The following is a 17,163-nucleotide window of genomic DNA, read 5'->3' as shown; positions in this document are numbered from 1 at the left end:
TGGAGGAAAACCTCCAGGTCTTTATTTATGCTAACTGCGCTTTAAGTATGGCATCAACCTGCTGCCATGATGTCACACGGTAGACACCGTCCGGCAGTTCAGCCTGATTATAAGGCGTGTCAAAAAGGATGACAGGAATGTTAAGTGCCTTGTTGATATTTATGGCATTGTCAAGCTTATCTTCCAGAAACGCATCAACTTCCAGTCGTCTCGCAGCGGCAATCTTGTCGTGACTGCCAGTCAGCTCGATATGGTGATAAGGAATATCATGCGAGATGAACCACTGCTCAGTAATATCATCAAGATAGTCATAACGGGCACTGATAAAGAACAGGTCATGACATTCGGCCCAGCTTCTGAGCACGGGCGCTGCGCCTTCTGCAATCGGTGAGTTGATGTAAATCTCTTCCTGGTGCGCCATGAACCAGTCATACATTTCTTCTGCAGATTTACCGAGGACAATGCCGAGATCGTAGGCCGTGATATCTTCATAACGTAGATTTTGATCAAAGGACTGCTGCAGATACGGAACGAGTGCAGTAGGACACGTTACTGTCCCATCGATATCAATGCCTAATCTATAACGAGCCACTTGCAGCCTCTTGAGCCGCTGCTTCTAATTTCAGCGCTTCCTGTTTACGGAAATATTCTTCAGCGAGCTTATCGATCTCAATTTTCAGTTCTTCTACCATCGTTTCCTCAGGAACTTTTCTGACTGTCTTGCCTTTCATAAATAACAGACCTTCACCACGGGCACCGGCGATACCGATATCCGCTTCCCGGGCTTCACCCGGACCATTCACGGCACAGCCGAGCACTGCCACTTTAAGGGGTGCTTTAATCGTTGAGATATATTCTTCGACCTCATTGGCGATAGAGATCAAATCAATTTCGATACGGCCGCATGTCGGGCAGGAGATTAACGTCGCAGCATTACTTGATAGACCGAATGTTTTCAGCAGTTCACGTGCGACTTTTACTTCTTCGACCGGGTCAGCTGATAACGAAATACGAAGCGTATTACCGATACCGAGACTCATGATGGCGCCAAGGCCGGCTGCTGATTTAACTGTACCGGCAAACAATGTACCGCTTTCAGTGATACCAAGATGAAGTGGATAGTCAAAAGCCTGCGCCGCCTTCGTATAGGCTTCAATAGCAAGATTGACGTCACTTGCTTTCATGGAGACGATAATATCATGGAAATCAAGGTCTTCCAGAATTTTGATATGATGAAGCGCACTTTCGACCATACCGTCAGCTGTCGGATAACCGTATTTCTTGATGATGTGTTTTTCAAGTGAACCGGCATTGACACCAATACGGATAGGAATGCCTTTTGCCTTGCATGCTTTCACGACTTCCTCGACTTTTTCGCGGCGGCCGATGTTGCCTGGATTGATACGGATTTTGTCAGCGCCGCCTTCAATGGCAAGCAGTGCAAGTTTGTAGTCGAAATGGATATCAACGACCAGCGGAATATTGATGCGTTTTTTGATTTCCGGAATAGCAAGTGCATCTTCTTCTTTCGGACATGCCACACGGACGACTTGACAGCCGGCTTCTTCAAGGCGAAGAATCTCAGCGACGGTCGCTTCGACGTCATGCGTCTTTGTCGTCGTCATACTTTGGATGATCAGTTCGTTATTTCCTCCAATAGTCAGATTTCCGACTTTTACTGGACGGGTGTTACTTCTATGGGTAATTTCTGGCATGAAATGATGGCTCCTTCTTGGATTATATTATTTGCCTGTCTTTTTTCGTGGTAAATACCAGCCGGCAATACTAACAAGTAAAATCATTATACACCAAGACAAAGGATTGAATAAAGCATTCGGAACTAAAAGGTTCATATACTGAACGAGTGCAGGCACCGTCAGTAAAAAGGCTGTGATTTTGAACCAGTTCATGAACCGCGATTTGCGACGGGCGATGCTTGCTAAACCATGTGCAGCTAAACTGACACATGATACCTTGATGATGGTGATGGTCAGCTGGACGATGATAAGGACGAGAGCGATCAGCAGGAAATAGAAAAATGATGACTGGGTATAAATCTTCATCTGCTTGATCATCGACGTTTTATCATCCATCATATTCAGGCTGCTGTAAGTAATAGGAGCAATCGACTGAATATACAGCTTATCTTTTGTGAATGTCACAATATCTGATGACCGGCCTGAGCGCTGTTCGGTGAACGTAATAGTGCCTCCTTTCAGCGGAATGGTCTGCTCACGGTCATCCGGCAGCTCCAGCTGATGATCCACCATTTGAAAATCAGGGATATCACGCTCTTTTTCCTGAACAAGCTGGGAAAACGATGAAATGGACAAGTAGCTGTTTGTAAGACCGGGCGCTGACATTAAAAGTGAGATGAGCAGCAGATGCAGGAATACATATCTGAGCGGAGTCGTTCTATATAAAGGATATTTTTTCGGTGTCAATAATCGATTGAGTGCGATTGTATATTTGTTCATTGATTGTCCCTCCATCATGCACTGTATCATAATCCGGCATGGCTATCTATTTTTTTCGGATAAAAAAGCAAACTAGTTGAGCCGCGTGCAAAAGGTTGTTAAAATTAAAAAGTAAACAATTCAGAGGAGGATGAACAATTATGGCATTTGAATTACCAAAGTTACCTTATGCTTATGATGCTTTAGAACCACATATCGACAAAGAAACGATGGAGATCCATCATACAAAGCATCACAACACTTACGTCACTAACTTGAACGCAGCGTTAGCTGGAACAGAGTTTGAAAGCCAATCAATCGAAGAACTGATGACTAATATTAATTCAGTACCTGAAGACAAACAGACAGCTGTACGCAATAACGGCGGCGGTCACTACAATCACTCATTATTCTGGCAGCTATTGTCAAAAGATGGTGGCGCACCTACAGGTGAAGTAGCTGAAGCGATCAATGCGAAGTTCGGTTCATTCGAAGCATTCCAGCAGGCATTTGCTGATGCTGCGACTAAACGTTTCGGTTCAGGCTGGGCATGGTTAGTCGTTAACAATGGTGAGCTTGAAGTAGTTTCTACTCCTAATCAGGACAACCCGCTGATGGAAGGCAAGACTCCTATTTTAGGTCTCGATGTCTGGGAGCATGCTTACTACTTAAACTATCAGAACAAACGTCCTGACTACATTAACGCATTCTGGAATGTAGTGAACTGGGATAAAGTCAACGAATTATATGCAGCAGCAAAATAATTAAGCAGGAGGCTACGGCCTCTTTTTTTTATGGCTGCAACAGTAGAAATCAGCCGACGTTTCATATATGATAAGTAAATAACGTGTGAAAAGAGGTTCAACTGTTGAGACGATTGAAACAGGAAACAAACGAACTGAAGCAGAAGCGGCTGACGGACCGCAGAATCAATGTCATCTTTATTGCTGTGATGGCGCTATTGACTGTGCTGGTGCTCAGACTCGGTTATTTGCAGATAGCTAATGGTGAATCCTATAAAAAAGCAGTGGATAACAACGAAAATATTGAAGTGAACGAATCAGTGCCACGCGGAAGGATTTATGACCGCAACGGAAAATTACTAGTCGATAATGTGTCAAAAAAATCTATCACTTACACACGCGGTCGGATGACCACAACGAAAGAAATGCTCGATACAGCGAAGAAACTGGCTGAATATATTCAAATGCCGACTGATGCATTGACGACGAGAGATAAGCAGGATTATTTCATACTCACCCGCAAAGAAGAAGTCAATCAGCTGATGGCTAAAAACTATAAGATGTTTGAGCAGGGCATGATGACGCAGGATGAATTCGATGCAGCCCTGTATAAGAAACTCACTCCGAAATATACGGCTCAGTTGTCTCCTGAAGAACGGGAAGTGGCAGCTATATACCGGGAAATGTCATCGGGAAGTCAGCTCAGCCCGCAGACCATTAAAAATAATCATGTGACCGAAAAGGAATACGCCCTTGTCTCGCAAAACCTGTCAAAAATGCCCGGCATTGATACATCGATGGACTGGGACAGAAAGTATATATACGGTAAAACGCTGAAAACGATGTTCGGCCAGGTGTCATCGAAAGAAGAAGGACTGCCGAAAGACCTGGTGGATTACTATCTGGCTAAAGGTTATTCAAGAAATGACCGGGTCGGCCAGAGCTACCTTGAGTTTCAATATGAGAACGTACTGCGCGGCAAGAAAAAGAAAATGCGCTACATCACTGATAAATCCGGCAAGATCATTAATACGAAAGTTATTGATGAAGGATCGCGCGGGAATGATTTAATACTGACCATCGACATCGACCTGCAGAAAAAAGTTGAGGCGTTTGTCGATAAGCATATTGCTATTTTACGGTCACAAGGTGCTAAAGATATGGATAAAGTGCTTGTAGTTGTGCAGGACCCGAACAATGGTGACATTCTTGCCCTGGCAGGCAGACAGATCGATAAAAACGGCAGAATTACGGATTATCATTACGGAACATTCACTTCGCAGTATGCAGTCGGCTCTTCTGTCAAAGGGGCGACACTGCTGACAGGCTACAAAACGGGCGCCATATCCGTCGGTGAGAAAATGATTGATGAACCGCTGAAGTTTCAAGGTGGACTGACTAAACATTCTTATTTCAACCAGAACAGTAAAGTGCTGATTTCTGATAAAGAAGCGTTAATGCATTCATCAAACGTCTATATGTTTAAAACAGCTTTGAAGATAGCGGGCGCCGCTTATAAGGATAATATGCAGCTGCCGTCAGATATTACTGAAGCAGGACTGAAGCTCCGCAAAGGAATGAATCAGTTCGGTCTTGGCGTCAAGACAGGAATTGACCTGCCGAATGAAGTGGCAGGACAGACCGGCGTGCTGAAAGATAACCCGGGGAATTACTTGGATCTTGCAATCGGTCAGTATGATACGTATACGCCGCTGCAGCTGTCTCAGTATATTTCTACAATCGCTAATAACGGCTATCGCATCCAGTCGCATTTAGTAAAAGAAATCAGAGAACCTTCAAAGACAGATCGGTTAGGAGCCGTGAAAAAAGTATTTGCCGGAAAAGTGCTTAACCGCATCACTAACTCACAGAAAGAGATTGATGAAGTGAAAGCCGGGTTTGACATGGTATTTAATCGGGTAGAAGGTACTGGATATGCAAGTTTCAACAATACCGTCGTGAGATCAGCCGGTAAAACAGGAACCGCCGAAGTCTTCCAGGATGGTGAATCAAGAGTTAACTCTACTTATATCGGTTATGCTCCGGAAAAAAATCCGCAGATGAGCTTCTCGATTATTTATACGAATCAGCCGGTACCACCGCCGTGGCTGCCAGGCGGAGATCTTGGTCGTGATATCATCAATGCTTATTTTCAGGACCAGGCTCATAAGACAGCGACCCCATAATATGTTTAATACAATCTACAGTTTAGAGCGTAAAGCGCCCCGTTTGTTTGGGACGCTTTTTTCTTTACACAAAATTTACATTACTTTCATTTTTAATTAACAATGGTCATGTAAAGTAAGTGTTGTAAGAAAACGATATATATTTTCTGTCTACATACGGGAGGAAACTTGAAAATGAAAAAATGGCAATTAGTAGGTTCTACAACTGTATTAGGTACTGCATTATTTTTAGGAGCTTGTGGTGGCGCAGGTCAGAGCAGCAAAACTGAAGATAAAAAGGCGGACAGCAGCGATACAAAATCTACTGAAACTAAAAGCGTTAAAGGCGAAGTAAACGGCGACGGCTCAACAACTGTTGCACCGATCATTGAAAAAATCAATGAAGAGTTCCAAGCTGAATATCCAGATGTAACAGTATCTGTCGGTACATCAGGTACAGGCGGTGGTTTCGAAAAATTCATCGCTGGCGAAACAGACTTCTCTAACGCATCTCGTGAAATTAAAGACGAAGAAAAAGCAGCACTTAAAAAAGCAAACATTGATTATACAGAATTCAAACTTGCAACTGACGGTTTAACTGTTGCAGTAAATAAAGACAACAACTTCGTTGACTACTTAACATTCGACGAACTAGCTAAAATCTACAGCGGTAAAGCGAAGACTTGGAAAGACGTACGCAGTGACTTCCCTGCTGAAGAAATCAAAGCTTTCTCTCCTGACCAGTCTCACGGTACTTATGACTTCTTCAGTGAAGCAGTATTAGACAAAGGTGAGATCAAAGCTGAGAAAAATGCTGATACAAACGTCATCGTTTCTTCAGTAAAAGACAACAAAAATGGTATCGGATTCTTCGGCTACAACTTCTACCAAGAAAACAAAGACAGCTTAAAAGCGGTTAAAATTCAAGGTAAAGAAGAAAAAACACCTGTTGAAGCTACAGAAGCAACAGTTAAAGATGGAACTTATCCACTTAGCCGACCATTATTCATCTACGCTAAAAATGATTCGCTGAAAAAGAACGACGCTTTTAAAGAGTTCATTAAATACACTTTAGAAAAAGCACCTAAAGCATCTAAAGATTCAGGCTATGTGCCATTAGAAGATGCAGAATATAAAGAAGATATGAAAAAACTTGATGCAGTAAAATAAGTAAATTCATTGATATGATGAGGGGCGAACTCGTTCGTCCCTTTTTTAAAATGAAGGAGTCTAAACATGAAGGATAAAATTTCAGTACAGCAAATGATTCAGCAGAATCAGGGGAAGGGCTCAAGGGGTTTTGTTGAAAGGCTGATCCCGGCCATCCTTCTGATTATCGCATCTGTATCTATTTTAACGACAATAGGTATTTTGATTACTTTATTAACTGAAACTGTGACTTTTTTCTCAAGAGTCTCATTTTCACAGTTCTTCCTGGAAAAAGATTGGAATGCTTTTGGCCAGCAGCCTAAATATGGAATTTATTCCTTGATCCTCGGCACATTGAAAGTAACTTTTATCGCGACTTTATTCGCAGTACCGGTCGGCCTCGGCGCAGCATTGTATTTAAGCGAATACGCCAGTGATACAACAAGAAGAATCGTGAAGCCGATTCTTGAGATTCTTGCCGGTATTCCGACAATTGTCTATGGCTTTTTTGCATTGACATTTGTAACACCGTTACTTCGGACGTTCTGGACTGATCTAGGGAGTTTCAACTCTGTCAGCCCTGGACTTGTCATAGGTATCATGGTCATTCCGATGATTGCAAGTTTAAGTGAAGACGCGATGAGCGCAGTGCCTCAGGCCATTCGAGAAGGCGCGCTCGGTCTCGGTTCAACAAAACTGGAAGTCGCTTTGAAAGTTGTTTTTCCAGCTGCTTTATCTGGTATTCTCGCTTCGATCGTTCTTGCGATTTCGCGGGCAATCGGTGAGACGATGATTGTCGCTTTAGCAGCAGGGAGCAGCCCCGATTCATCGCTCAGCCTGACGAATTCCATTCAGACGATGACTGGATTCATTGTCCAGGTAGCCACAGGAGACGCCACATTCGGCACCGATATTTACTATAGTATTTATGCGGTCGGTTTCACATTGTTCGTCTTCACGTTAATTATGAACTTTATTTCGCAATGGGTGACACGCCGCTTTAGAGAGGAGTATTAATATGCAGTTAATTGATCAGAAGAAAGTTGAATCCAACCTCTCAGGCAGGCTGTCGAAGAACAACATCATTAAAGGTGTGTTCTTCCTGTGCACCATGATCGGCTTAATTGTGCTGGCTATTCTGCTTTACGATATCATCCGTAAAGGTGCCGGCTGGCTGACACCTGCATTCTTTGAGAACTTTTCATCGACCACACCCGAGAAAGCCGGCATTAAAGGTGCATTGATCGGTACGTTATGGCTGATGATGACTATTGCGCCTATCGCTGTAGTTCTCGGAGTAGGTACAGCCATCTATATGGAAGAATACTCAAAAGACAACTGGTTCACCAGATTTGTCAGAATCAATATCTCTAACTTAGCGGGCGTTCCTTCTGTCGTATTCGGACTGCTTGGACTGACCTTGTTTGTCCGCGGGGCAGGGATTGATTCGCTGTCATTAGGAAAATCAGTCATTGCTGCGGCATTGACGATGTCCCTGATGATCCTGCCGGTCATCATTGTCTCTAGTCAGGAAGCTATCCGTGCAGTGCCGGGCGCTATTAGGGAGGCGAGTCTCGGCCTTGGCGGCACAAAATGGCAGACCATTACAAATGTCGTGCTACCGGCCTCCATCCCGGGAATACTGACGGGTACTATCCTTGCTTTATCGCGTGCAATCGGTGAAACAGCACCGCTCGTCGTTATCGGGATCCCGACTATCTTCCTGAAAACACCGGATAACATTATGGACCGTTTCCAGGCACTGCCGATGCAGATCTATACATGGGCTAAACTTCCTAAACAAGAGTTCCAGTATTTATCTTCAGCAGCGATTATCGTGCTGTTGATCTTACTTATCGCCATGAACTCCATTGCGATTTATATTCGTAACAAATATCAGAAAAAATTTTAATCTCATTTTGAGAGGGGTCTTATGATGAAACAAGCAGTTGCAACACAACCGAACGTATCAGTATCACCATCTTTGGAAAGACAGGCACCAGACCATCAGGTTAGCGATAAAATCGTTTATCAGACAAAAAATCTTGACCTATGGTATGGTGAGAACCATGCGCTGAAAAATATCAACCTCGATATTGTGGAAAATGAAGTGACAGCGATTATCGGGCCGTCCGGCTGTGGTAAATCAACGTATATCAAAACACTGAACCGAATGATTGAACTTGTACCGGGCGTCAAGACGTCAGGAGAAATCCTTTACCGCGGTGATAATATTTTTGATCGCAATTATAAAGTGGAGTATTTGAGAACGCGTGTCGGCATGGTTTTCCAGAAGCCGAATCCGTTTCCGAAATCAATTTATGACAATATCACTTATGGCCCTAGAATCCATGGCATTACCGACAAGAAGATTCTTGATGAAATCGTTGAGAAATCATTGCGCGGCGCAGCCATCTGGGATGAAACAAAAGATCGTCTTAACCAGAATGCTTATGGCTTATCAGGTGGACAGCAGCAGCGTATTTGTATTGCACGCTGTCTGGCAATTGAACCGGATGTCATCTTAATGGATGAACCGACCTCAGCACTTGACCCGATCTCAACATTAAAAGTTGAAGAACTTGTACAGGAAATCAAGAATGATTATTCCATCATCATCGTCACGCACAATATGCAGCAGGCGGCTCGTATTTCTGACAAAACAGCTTTCTTCCTGAATGGTTACGTCAATGAGTTTGATACGACCGACAAGATTTTCTCTAACCCTGCTGATGAGCAGACAGAACGCTATATCTCTGGACGTTTCGGTTGATATGAGAGAAAAATACGAAGAATCGTTAAACGATTTGATTGAGTCTGTCATCAAACTCGCCGAAGAAGTTTATCACGTGATTGAACGTTCACTTGACGTTTTAAACTGTGAAGATGTTCAGGAAGTAAGAGAGCTTATCAAACATGACCTTGTCATCAATGATATGGAGAATGCTATCAATGAGCAGGTGATCAGGTTAATTACGAAGCAGCAGCCGATAGCGACTGATTTAAGAATCATTATGGCCAGCATTAAAATTGCTTCTGAGCTTGAACGGATGGGTGATAATGCAGGTAATCTTGCAAAAATCCGCCGCCGCGTTAAATTTGAGGACACCGTGGTATTATCCCGCCTTAAAACTATGGGGAAATTAAGCTTACTGATGCTGTATGATTTAAGAGATGCCTTCCAGCAGAAAGATGTCAATCTGACTAAAGAAGTCATCGATAGAGATCAGGACATTGATGATTTATATAAAGAGATTGTCAATACGACCTATTTAATCGATAACGACCCTTTCATATCAGGTCAGGCACATCTAGCGGCACGTTATCTCGAACGGATCGGCGACCATATTACAAATATCGCCGAAAATATTTATTACTTCATTACTGGCGACCGTTACGATAAATTTCTTAAATAACGCTGGAAATCCTGTTAAATTGGTGTTATTATTAAAAGGTCGTATGGAAACAATGAGTAAGGAGGGAATATAATGCGCGTTAACGTAACTTTAGCATGTACAGAATGTGGTGAAAGAAACTACATTACTAAGAAAAATAAACGTAATAACCCAGAACGTATCGAGATGAACAAATTCTGTTCACGTGATAACAAACAAACTTTACACCGAGAAACTAAATAATGCGTTGGCAGACACTTATGTGTCTGCTTTTTTTACATCTTTAAGCTTTACCTGTAAATCATGTATAATATGGATGAGGTGGTTGGGATGGATAAAAAGAGTATGCGGCAGGAGAAACTCAAATTTTTGAAAGAAACAGCTAAGTATAAGCAGGAAGTCCTGTTGATGAGGAAGCTGTTCCAGCTCGATGCATGGCACAAGGCATCCTCAATCGGCATAACATTAAGTATGACCCATGAAATCAATACTTATGAGATTATTAAGTTCGCCCTCGTCCAGGGGAAATCGGTCTATGTGCCGCACTGTGATTATCATCAAAAAACGATGGATTTTGTTAAATTCTCATCAATCGATGAACTGCAGGAAGACGAAAAAGGCATTTTAATGGTCACTGGAGCGCGTGACATCAATAATGAGATGGATTTATTGATTGTTCCGGGTGTGGTCTTTGACTTAAAAGGTTACCGGATTGGCTACGGCGGCGGATATTATGACCGCTTTCTTGCGGATTATAAGGGAACAGCAGTCAGCCTCGCCCTGGAAGGACAGCTGGCTGAAATCGCTCCTGAATCATTCGATGAACCCGTTCACCAGATTATCACTGAACAAAGAATATTGACTGGAGTGCGTTTATGATTAGTAATAAACAGTTGTGGCAGTCCATCTATCACATCATTAAATATTCCGGCTACGAGCTGGCCTATATCAATGAAGAAGAATCAGATGTGATTCTGCAGCATAAAACAAAGAAAGAGCTGATCCGTTTCATCAGCGACAAACAGAATGTACAGTCATTGAATTTTTTAATTGATAAGATGAAAGATAATCTCGATGTCTTTAATCAGCAGCTGGCCTTCATCCCTCAGAAAATCAGACTGGTCTTGATCAACCAGGAGCTGCCCTCTGGTGCAGAAGACAGGCTTGTTAAAGTAACGGCTGCCCAGTCGCAGGAGGACCTTGATGCACTGGATATTTCTATGTTTTACCATATGAAGACCAGTTATTTCAAAGCGAAACCGCAGTCAGTGAATACTTACCGCAGCCGCCTGTTAAAGACTGATTTCATCAATCAGGCGATGGTGAAATTTGCGCCGTTGACTTTTGCGCTGATCTTCATCAATATCGTGGTCTTTATCCTTACAATCATATGGGGACGGAGCAGTACAGGAGACGGCCTGATCGACCACGGAGGACTGACTCATTTCAACTTTGTCCATGGCGATTATTTCCGGGTGATCACTTCGATATTTCTTCATTTCAACGTGACGCATCTTCTGTTTAATATGATGTCGCTGTATATTTTCGGCAGATTGATTGAATATTTATATGGGTCTTACCGTTTTCTGCTCATCTATTTTACAGCCGGTATTTTTGGAAATTTGATCTCATTGTCTTTCGATACTTCCTCGATTTCAGCAGGGGCAAGTGGAGGCATCAGTGGTCTTCTCGGTGCATTAGTCGCATATATTATCTTTAATGGTAAGTTTAACCGGTCGTTTGTCAGGCAGACAATCATCGGAGCGATTCTGTTCCTGTTGATCAGTAATTTATTTGCTGAAGTCAATAACTATGCGCATTTCGGCGGCTTGTTCAGCGGGTTCCTGGCCGCACTTATTATAACGGTCTATCGGTTGAACCGCCGTTATTTCTACCTTGCTGCAACCGGTACGGCAGTGCTCACGATTCTGCTGTTGATAACGATCTTTTCTCAGCAGGAACAGCATATCTATAACATGAAAGCAGAGCAGCTGATAGAGCAGGGAAATTTTGAGAAGGCTGAGTCCATCTTGCAGGATACGATGGCCAATGGGTATGAGGACGATCAGACTTATATTCTCTCGGGACTGGTCAAAGCGAATAACAGCAGTCTGACAGATGCTGTAGCGGTATGGAAAAAAGGACTGAAAGAATTTCCGGATTCACCGTCCTTGAATTATCAGATGGCATTAGCAAGACGGGCACAGGATGACTATCCGGGGGCAAAGAACTATTTGAATAAAGCCATGAAATTAAGCGACAATCCTGCCTATCGGCAATTAGATCAAGAGATAAAGGTGTTTGATAATTAATATGAATTCATTTTATGATGTCCAGCAGCTGCTGAAGAAGTTTGGTCTGATTGTGTATTTTAAAGACGAACAGAATACGATAGCGATGATGAATGAGGAACTGAAGACGCTGCATGAGACGCTCTTGATTACTAACGAAGAGTATATCCAGGCAAGGTTAATTTTAAATCAAAGGAAGATGGGGAAACTATGATTATTCTAGCAGCTGATGTCGGCGGTACAACTTGTAAGCTCGGTGTAATGAATGAGGCACTGGAAATTCTCCACAAGTGGGAAATTCCGACGAATAAAGAAGAGGAAGGCCGTCATATCCTTCGCAATATTCACGAATCCTTCGCCAGGAATGCCCGTTTAAAAGGATATAGTATGGAAGATGTTAAAGGGACAGGGCTTGGCATACCTGGACCTATTGATTTTGACAACGGTGTCGTCAACGGTGCCATCAACTTGAACTGGCATGGCAGGAAAAATATTCGTGAGGCCTATGAGCAGTTAAGCGGTAAACCGGTTTTTGTTGATAACGATGCGAATGTTGCCTCGCTCGGCGAACAGGTCAGAGGAGCGGGCCGTGGTTCGAAGGATGTAGTGTGTATCACACTCGGCACAGGTGTCGGCGGCGGTATCATCAGCAATCATGAGCTTGTCCATGGATACAACGGATCAGGAGGAGAACTCGGCCATTTCAAAGTCGACTTTAAGGAGCGCTTCCAGTGCAACTGTGGTCATAAAGGCTGTTTAGAGACAGTAGCAAGCGCGACAGGGGTCGTTAACCTTGCCCATTACTACTACAAGGAACTGCGCTTCAGCACCCTTATTGAAGACGATTTAGAGGCAGGAACGCTGCAGGCTAAACAAGTGTTCGATGCGGCTAAAGCAGGCGATGAGTTTGCACTCTATATCATCCGCAAAGTGTCCAATTACATTGCCTATGCTCTGAGTGTCATCAGTGTGATGACTAATCCTGAATATATCATTATCGGCGGTGGTGTATCTAAAGCAGGTGATTTTCTGATTGACCATATTGAGGAGCGTTATCAGGAGATGACTTTCAGCCCGGCCGCTGAAGGCACTAAAATTGTCACAGCACAGCTGGGCAATGATGCAGGCATGATAGGTGCAGCAGCTTTAATCAAACAATATGTGAAGTGAGGGTTAAACATGGCTATTATAGATGTTGTCATTATACCGCTGGACGGTAAATCAATCAGCGTGAGTGAATACGTGGCAGATGTCCAGAAGATTCTGCAGGAGAAAAAGGGACAGGGACTTATTGATTTTCAGTTGACGCCGATGAGTACGCTGATTGAAGGGGACCTGCCGGTGCTGCTTAAAGTCGTGGAGGAAATTCACGAAGCACCGTTCAACAAAGGCGTGCAGCGTGTCTGCACGAATTTGAGAATCGATGACCGAAGAGATAAAAAAAGGAAGATGAATGATAAGCTGGATTCAGTCCATAAACATTTAAAATAAAAAAAGACGATGTTAATCGTCTTTTTTAGTGGTGCAAAATAGGATAGCCGTAAGTAAAGATTGTCGCTAATGCGAAGAATCCAAATGCTAATGCAGCAATCAGACCAAAGAGCATTCCTAACAAATTCTTTTGTTTGATTGCGCCGATTAAACCTGAAACGGCAAATACAGCAACAGCTAACATCAATAATGCAAAGATATTAACACCGATATGAATTTTAGTACCGAATAAATCGAATAGTTCGCCAGTATTGATAAATGGCATAGCATAACCCCCAACATAGTACTTTTATTATCACTGATTATTGTATAATTAATAGTGACATTTGTCGAGGGTAATTTTATAAGGAGGTAGTTCATAATGAAACTACATGCAATGAGTCTCGGGATGCTGGAAACCAACTGCTATATCGTCGAAAATGATGAGGAAGTGCTGGTCATTGACCCCGGTGCTGAAGCGGAGAAGATCATCAATCAGCTGGTAGCCGTCAACAAGCCGGTCGCTGGAATTTTACTGACCCATACTCATTTTGATCATATAGGTGCAGTGGATGATTTATGCAGGAAATTCGATGTTCCGGTATATGTCTCGGATAAAGAGAAGTACTGGCTGTCCAACTCAGCATTCAATGGCTCCCAAAAGTTCAGCAGATACGGTATTCCGGAAATCGTCATCAGACAGGAGCCGAAGATCATTGCGAAAGGTCAGCGCCATGTGAAATCATTCGACTTTCAAGTGATGGAGACACCGGGCCATTCTCCGGGCAGTCTGACGTACGTTTTCGATGATTTCGCTGTCGTCGGCGATACACTGTTCAATGAAGGCATCGGCCGCACCGATCTGAAAGACGGTAATCTGCAGTCGTTAATGCACAGTATCACTGAAGTGTTGTTTTCACTGGATGAAGCAACTGTCATCTATCCCGGTCATGGGCCAAAGACGACGATTGGTCATGAGATGGATCATAATCCATACGTCAACGGCTATTAAAAAACCTTCCTCGCAAAGAGGAAGGTTTTTTTATTCGTGATGTAAACCGAAAGCGGGTTCCAGCAGGAATGTTGAATAATATGTGAAACCAACGAAGCATACAACAAGGTAAGCCGCAAAGATATACATATACATTCTTTCTGATAGATTCATATATCCTAAAAGAACGAAGAAGCCTGTTTGAGCTAAAAATACAAATGCCATCATTTCCATATGGCCGACATAGAACATAACTGCGAAGATGGCAGTCCAGAATCCTAAAGTTTTGTAGACTTTATCCATTTGATGTTCTCCTCTCCAAAAACTCTTAATATCACCTATTATTATAAAGATACATCATACAGATGTAAACCTAATTTTTAATACCCATTATCTTGAAGATTATTATACAAATAAAGATAAATAAATTTACTTAGGCGTTTTTTCCCCTGTAAAAAAATTTCTGCTGAATCGTTTCGATTACTTAATTAAGGAGGGAGATATGGAGCAAATAGTTAATCAGATCATTAAAAGCAGTATTGATAGCAATGCCTCTGATATTCATTTTATTCCTTGCCGTGAGGCCGTCCAGCTGAAACAGCGTATTGACGGAGAGATGCATTTTGTGCAGACACTGGAGCTTCATCACTATGAGCGTATACTCGCTTATTTGAAGTTCGTCTCGCGGCTCGATGTTGCGGACAAAAAGAAGGCACAGAGCGGTGTTGTCGCTATCATCCATGAAGACCAGCAGTTTCATGTCAGAGTGTCTACTTTACCTCAGTCAATAGGGACAGAAGCGGCTGTGCTGAGAATTTTAAAGGCACAATTTACAAGCCGGCTCATTGACAACACTGAAATACTGTATGAAACGATGAAGCTGTCTCATGGTCTGATTTTAATCACTGGTCCAACTGGCAGCGGAAAAAGTACATTGATGTATAATCTGCTGGCGCACGCCAGACAGACGCTGAATCGGCAGATCATAACGATTGAAGACCCGGTAGAACAAATACTGGAGGATACCATTCAGATCAGTGTGAACGAGAAAGCTGAAATAACCTTCCAGAACTCGTTCAAGGCGATCCTGCGCTGCGATCCTGACATTGTGATGATCGGTGAGATCCGCGATGAGCTGACAGCGAAACAAGTCATTAATGCGAGTCTGAGTGGTCACCTAGTACTGTCAACACTGCATGCTAGTGATACGCCGGGCGCTGTAGAACGTCTCCTTGAGATGGGAATCAGGCATTCCGAACTGAAGCAGTCGGTCAAACTCATCACGAGTCAGCGGCTGATCAAATCAGGCGGGAGTCGAAAGCTCGTTATCGAAACATTGACAAATGCGCATATCCATCAGCTGCTGGCCGGTCAGCCGCTTCAGGCGTTCAATCCGCTGCTTGCACAAATACAGCAGCTGCATGATGGGCAGCTGATTACTACTGAAGAACTGGAGAAATTCCGTGTGGTCAACCAATAAGCTGAAGCACTATCAGGACGATTTCTTAATACGGATTGCAGAACTGACAAGAAGCGGTTTCACCCAATATGAGGCCATTGAATTTCTGTTCAGTCAATATGACGGCGTGGCACCGGGCATCAAGAAGGAATGTCTGGAACTGCTGCGGCGCGGTGAATCACTCAGTGATATCATTTCACTGCTGCGCTATCCAGCCAATATTATTCTGCAGGTATACTTTGGTGAGCGATATGGCAACCTGGAAGATACGCTCGTGCAGTGCCACCAATTCAGCACAGTGAAACGCCAGAGTCTGAAGCATTTTATGAAGACGATTCAATATCCGTTCATTCTGCTCGCTATTTTTTTCACATTGATTCTTATCGTCAATCAGACAGTTCTTCCTCAGTTCCAGAACATGTATGACTCGATGGGCATTGAAATATCACAAGAACTTCAAATCCTCACTACGCTGCTTTTTATTATGCCGAAGCTGCTGCTTGGCGGGTCGGCGGTCCTTGTCATAGCGCTTATCATGTACTACGTCCTTTTTAAGCGGGCGGCTATCAGAAGGAAGCTCTGGCTCCTGAAGAAAGTGCCGGTGATCAACAGCCTTTACAGAAAATATATTACTTACCGGGTCAGTATTGAGCTGTCTTTCTTCCTCGGCAATGGCATCGCGATGATTAAAATCATTGAGATTTTCAGAAGTCAGGATAAGGACCTCGTCATGCAGCACATCGGAAACGTGATTCAGCAGGCATTGATGGCAGGCCAATCACTGCCGGAAGCGGTAGAGAGCGTCGGATTGTTCGAACAATCGATGATTAACTTTATCAGGCACGGGGAGAAGAACTCCAAACTGGATGTCGAACTCAAATATTACTCGGAATACATCTTCAAGAAATTTGAGATGCAGATACTCAAATATATTAAGTGGATTCAGCCGGTTGTCTTCTCAGCGCTCGGGCTGCTGATCATCACCCTGTATCTTGTGATCATCCTGCCCATGCTGCAGATGATGAGCGGCATACAATAAAGGAG

General features: G+C 43.3%; 21 protein-coding genes. 16 read left to right on the top strand and 5 right to left on the bottom strand.

The features are described from left to right. Positions 1-25: 25 nt before the first annotated feature. Genes KFV11_RS06645 through KFV11_RS06635 form a run of 3 tightly spaced genes read right to left on the bottom strand, consistent with a single transcriptional unit; the run spans position 26 to position 2,477 of the window. Positions 26-592: a 5' nucleotidase, NT5C type gene (locus KFV11_RS06645; protein ID WP_254249531.1), complete on the bottom strand. Its 567-nt coding sequence runs from the start codon at positions 590-592 to the stop codon at positions 26-28. Continuing rightward, a complete protein-coding gene (ispG, locus tag KFV11_RS06640) occupies positions 579-1,706 on the bottom strand; it encodes a flavodoxin-dependent (E)-4-hydroxy-3-methylbut-2-enyl-diphosphate synthase (protein WP_246143121.1) in 1,128 nt (375 codons plus the stop codon). Before ispG ends, KFV11_RS06645 begins: the two co-directional genes overlap by 14 nt. A 36-nt stretch (positions 1,707-1,742) precedes the next feature. Next, the gene (locus KFV11_RS06635) at positions 1,743-2,477 is read right to left on the bottom strand and encodes a DUF1189 family protein (RefSeq protein WP_170234525.1); all 735 of its coding nucleotides are present in this window, start codon (positions 2,475-2,477) and stop codon (positions 1,743-1,745) included. 140 nt (positions 2,478-2,617) lie between these two features. Between KFV11_RS06635 and KFV11_RS06630 the strand changes: the two genes are divergently transcribed. The 13 genes from KFV11_RS06630 to KFV11_RS06570 all read left to right on the top strand — a co-directional run bounded on the left by KFV11_RS06630 (position 2,618) and on the right by KFV11_RS06570 (position 13,690). Further along, positions 2,618-3,220, top strand: a complete 603-nt coding sequence (locus KFV11_RS06630) for a superoxide dismutase (RefSeq protein ID WP_149458559.1) — start codon at positions 2,618-2,620, stop codon at positions 3,218-3,220. Positions 3,221-3,321: 101 nt separating this feature from the next. Next, complete coding sequence (locus KFV11_RS06625) at positions 3,322-5,385, top strand: peptidoglycan D,D-transpeptidase FtsI family protein (RefSeq protein ID WP_149458560.1); 2,064 nt, start codon at positions 3,322-3,324, stop codon at positions 5,383-5,385. Positions 5,386-5,559: 174 nt separating this feature from the next. Beyond that, positions 5,560-6,534 carry a PstS family phosphate ABC transporter substrate-binding protein gene (locus tag KFV11_RS06620; RefSeq protein ID WP_254249530.1) on the top strand — a complete coding sequence of 325 codons (975 nt, stop codon included), beginning with the start codon at positions 5,560-5,562 and terminating at the stop codon, positions 6,532-6,534. A 93-nt stretch (positions 6,535-6,627) separates the two neighbouring features. Beyond that, on the top strand, positions 6,628-7,530 hold the full coding sequence (pstC, locus tag KFV11_RS06615; RefSeq protein WP_425463253.1) for a phosphate ABC transporter permease subunit PstC: 903 nt from the start codon (positions 6,628-6,630) through the stop codon (positions 7,528-7,530). A gap of 1 nt (position 7,531) precedes the next feature. Next, positions 7,532-8,425 (top strand): phosphate ABC transporter permease PstA, encoded by an 894-nt coding sequence (pstA, locus tag KFV11_RS06610; protein WP_149458563.1) that lies wholly within the window; start codon positions 7,532-7,534, stop codon positions 8,423-8,425. Positions 8,426-8,446: 21 nt separating this feature from the next. Then, positions 8,447-9,286, top strand: a complete 840-nt coding sequence (pstB, locus tag KFV11_RS06605; protein WP_254249529.1) for a phosphate ABC transporter ATP-binding protein PstB — start codon at positions 8,447-8,449, stop codon at positions 9,284-9,286. Position 9,287: 1 nt separating this feature from the next. Then, complete coding sequence (gene phoU, locus KFV11_RS06600; protein WP_254249528.1) at positions 9,288-9,929, top strand: phosphate signaling complex protein PhoU; 642 nt, start codon at positions 9,288-9,290, stop codon at positions 9,927-9,929. A 72-nt stretch (positions 9,930-10,001) separates the two neighbouring features. Beyond that, entirely contained in the window at positions 10,002-10,151 is a 150-nt protein-coding gene (rpmG, locus tag KFV11_RS06595) for a 50S ribosomal protein L33 (RefSeq protein WP_133442739.1), read from the top strand. Positions 10,152-10,238: 87 nt separating this feature from the next. Continuing rightward, complete coding sequence (locus KFV11_RS06590) at positions 10,239-10,787, top strand: 5-formyltetrahydrofolate cyclo-ligase (RefSeq protein ID WP_170234527.1); 549 nt, start codon at positions 10,239-10,241, stop codon at positions 10,785-10,787. Next, entirely contained in the window at positions 10,784-12,220 is a 1,437-nt protein-coding gene (locus KFV11_RS06585) for a rhomboid family intramembrane serine protease (RefSeq protein WP_254249527.1), read from the top strand. The genes KFV11_RS06590 and KFV11_RS06585 overlap by 4 nt, the downstream gene beginning before the upstream one ends. Position 12,221: 1 nt before the next feature. Next, the gene (locus KFV11_RS06580; RefSeq protein WP_149458568.1) at positions 12,222-12,413 is read left to right on the top strand and encodes a YqgQ family protein; all 192 of its coding nucleotides are present in this window, start codon (positions 12,222-12,224) and stop codon (positions 12,411-12,413) included. Further along, positions 12,410-13,369: an ROK family glucokinase gene (locus tag KFV11_RS06575; RefSeq protein ID WP_149458569.1), complete on the top strand. Its 960-nt coding sequence runs from the start codon at positions 12,410-12,412 to the stop codon at positions 13,367-13,369. The genes KFV11_RS06580 and KFV11_RS06575 overlap by 4 nt, the downstream gene beginning before the upstream one ends. Before the next feature lie 9 nt (positions 13,370-13,378). After that, positions 13,379-13,690, top strand: a complete 312-nt coding sequence (locus tag KFV11_RS06570) for an MTH1187 family thiamine-binding protein (protein WP_254249526.1) — start codon at positions 13,379-13,381, stop codon at positions 13,688-13,690. Positions 13,691-13,715: 25 nt separating this feature from the next. Here KFV11_RS06570 and KFV11_RS06565 read toward each other — a convergent pair whose 3' ends face one another. Further along, positions 13,716-13,955: a DUF2759 family protein gene (locus tag KFV11_RS06565; protein WP_149458571.1), complete on the bottom strand. Its 240-nt coding sequence runs from the start codon at positions 13,953-13,955 to the stop codon at positions 13,716-13,718. Positions 13,956-14,051: 96 nt separating this feature from the next. Here KFV11_RS06565 and KFV11_RS06560 point away from each other — a divergent pair, with 96 nt between their 5' ends. Further along, positions 14,052-14,681 carry an MBL fold metallo-hydrolase gene (locus KFV11_RS06560; RefSeq protein WP_149458572.1) on the top strand — a complete coding sequence of 210 codons (630 nt, stop codon included), beginning with the start codon at positions 14,052-14,054 and terminating at the stop codon, positions 14,679-14,681. A gap of 30 nt (positions 14,682-14,711) precedes the next feature. Here the strand turns inward: KFV11_RS06560 and KFV11_RS06555 are convergent, their stop codons facing one another. Next, positions 14,712-14,963, bottom strand: coding sequence for a DUF2626 domain-containing protein (locus KFV11_RS06555; protein WP_149458573.1), 252 nt, complete (start codon positions 14,961-14,963; stop codon positions 14,712-14,714). 199 nt (positions 14,964-15,162) lie between these two features. Here KFV11_RS06555 and comGA point away from each other — a divergent pair, with 199 nt between their 5' ends. Together comGA and comGB are read left to right on the top strand one after the other, a co-directional pair. Beyond that, on the top strand, positions 15,163-16,140 hold the full coding sequence (comGA, locus tag KFV11_RS06550) for a competence type IV pilus ATPase ComGA (RefSeq protein ID WP_149458574.1): 978 nt from the start codon (positions 15,163-15,165) through the stop codon (positions 16,138-16,140). After that, positions 16,124-17,158, top strand: a complete 1,035-nt coding sequence (gene comGB / locus KFV11_RS06545; RefSeq protein WP_254249525.1) for a competence type IV pilus assembly protein ComGB — start codon at positions 16,124-16,126, stop codon at positions 17,156-17,158. The genes comGA and comGB overlap by 17 nt, the downstream gene beginning before the upstream one ends. Positions 17,159-17,163: the final 5 nt, after the last annotated feature.

Source organism: Macrococcus equipercicus (assembly GCF_024205945.1).
Taxonomy (GTDB): domain Bacteria; phylum Bacillota; class Bacilli; order Staphylococcales; family Staphylococcaceae; genus Macrococcus; species Macrococcus equipercicus.
The sequence above is the reverse complement of the archived record's forward strand: the minus strand, read 5'-3'. Positions and strand labels throughout refer to the sequence as shown.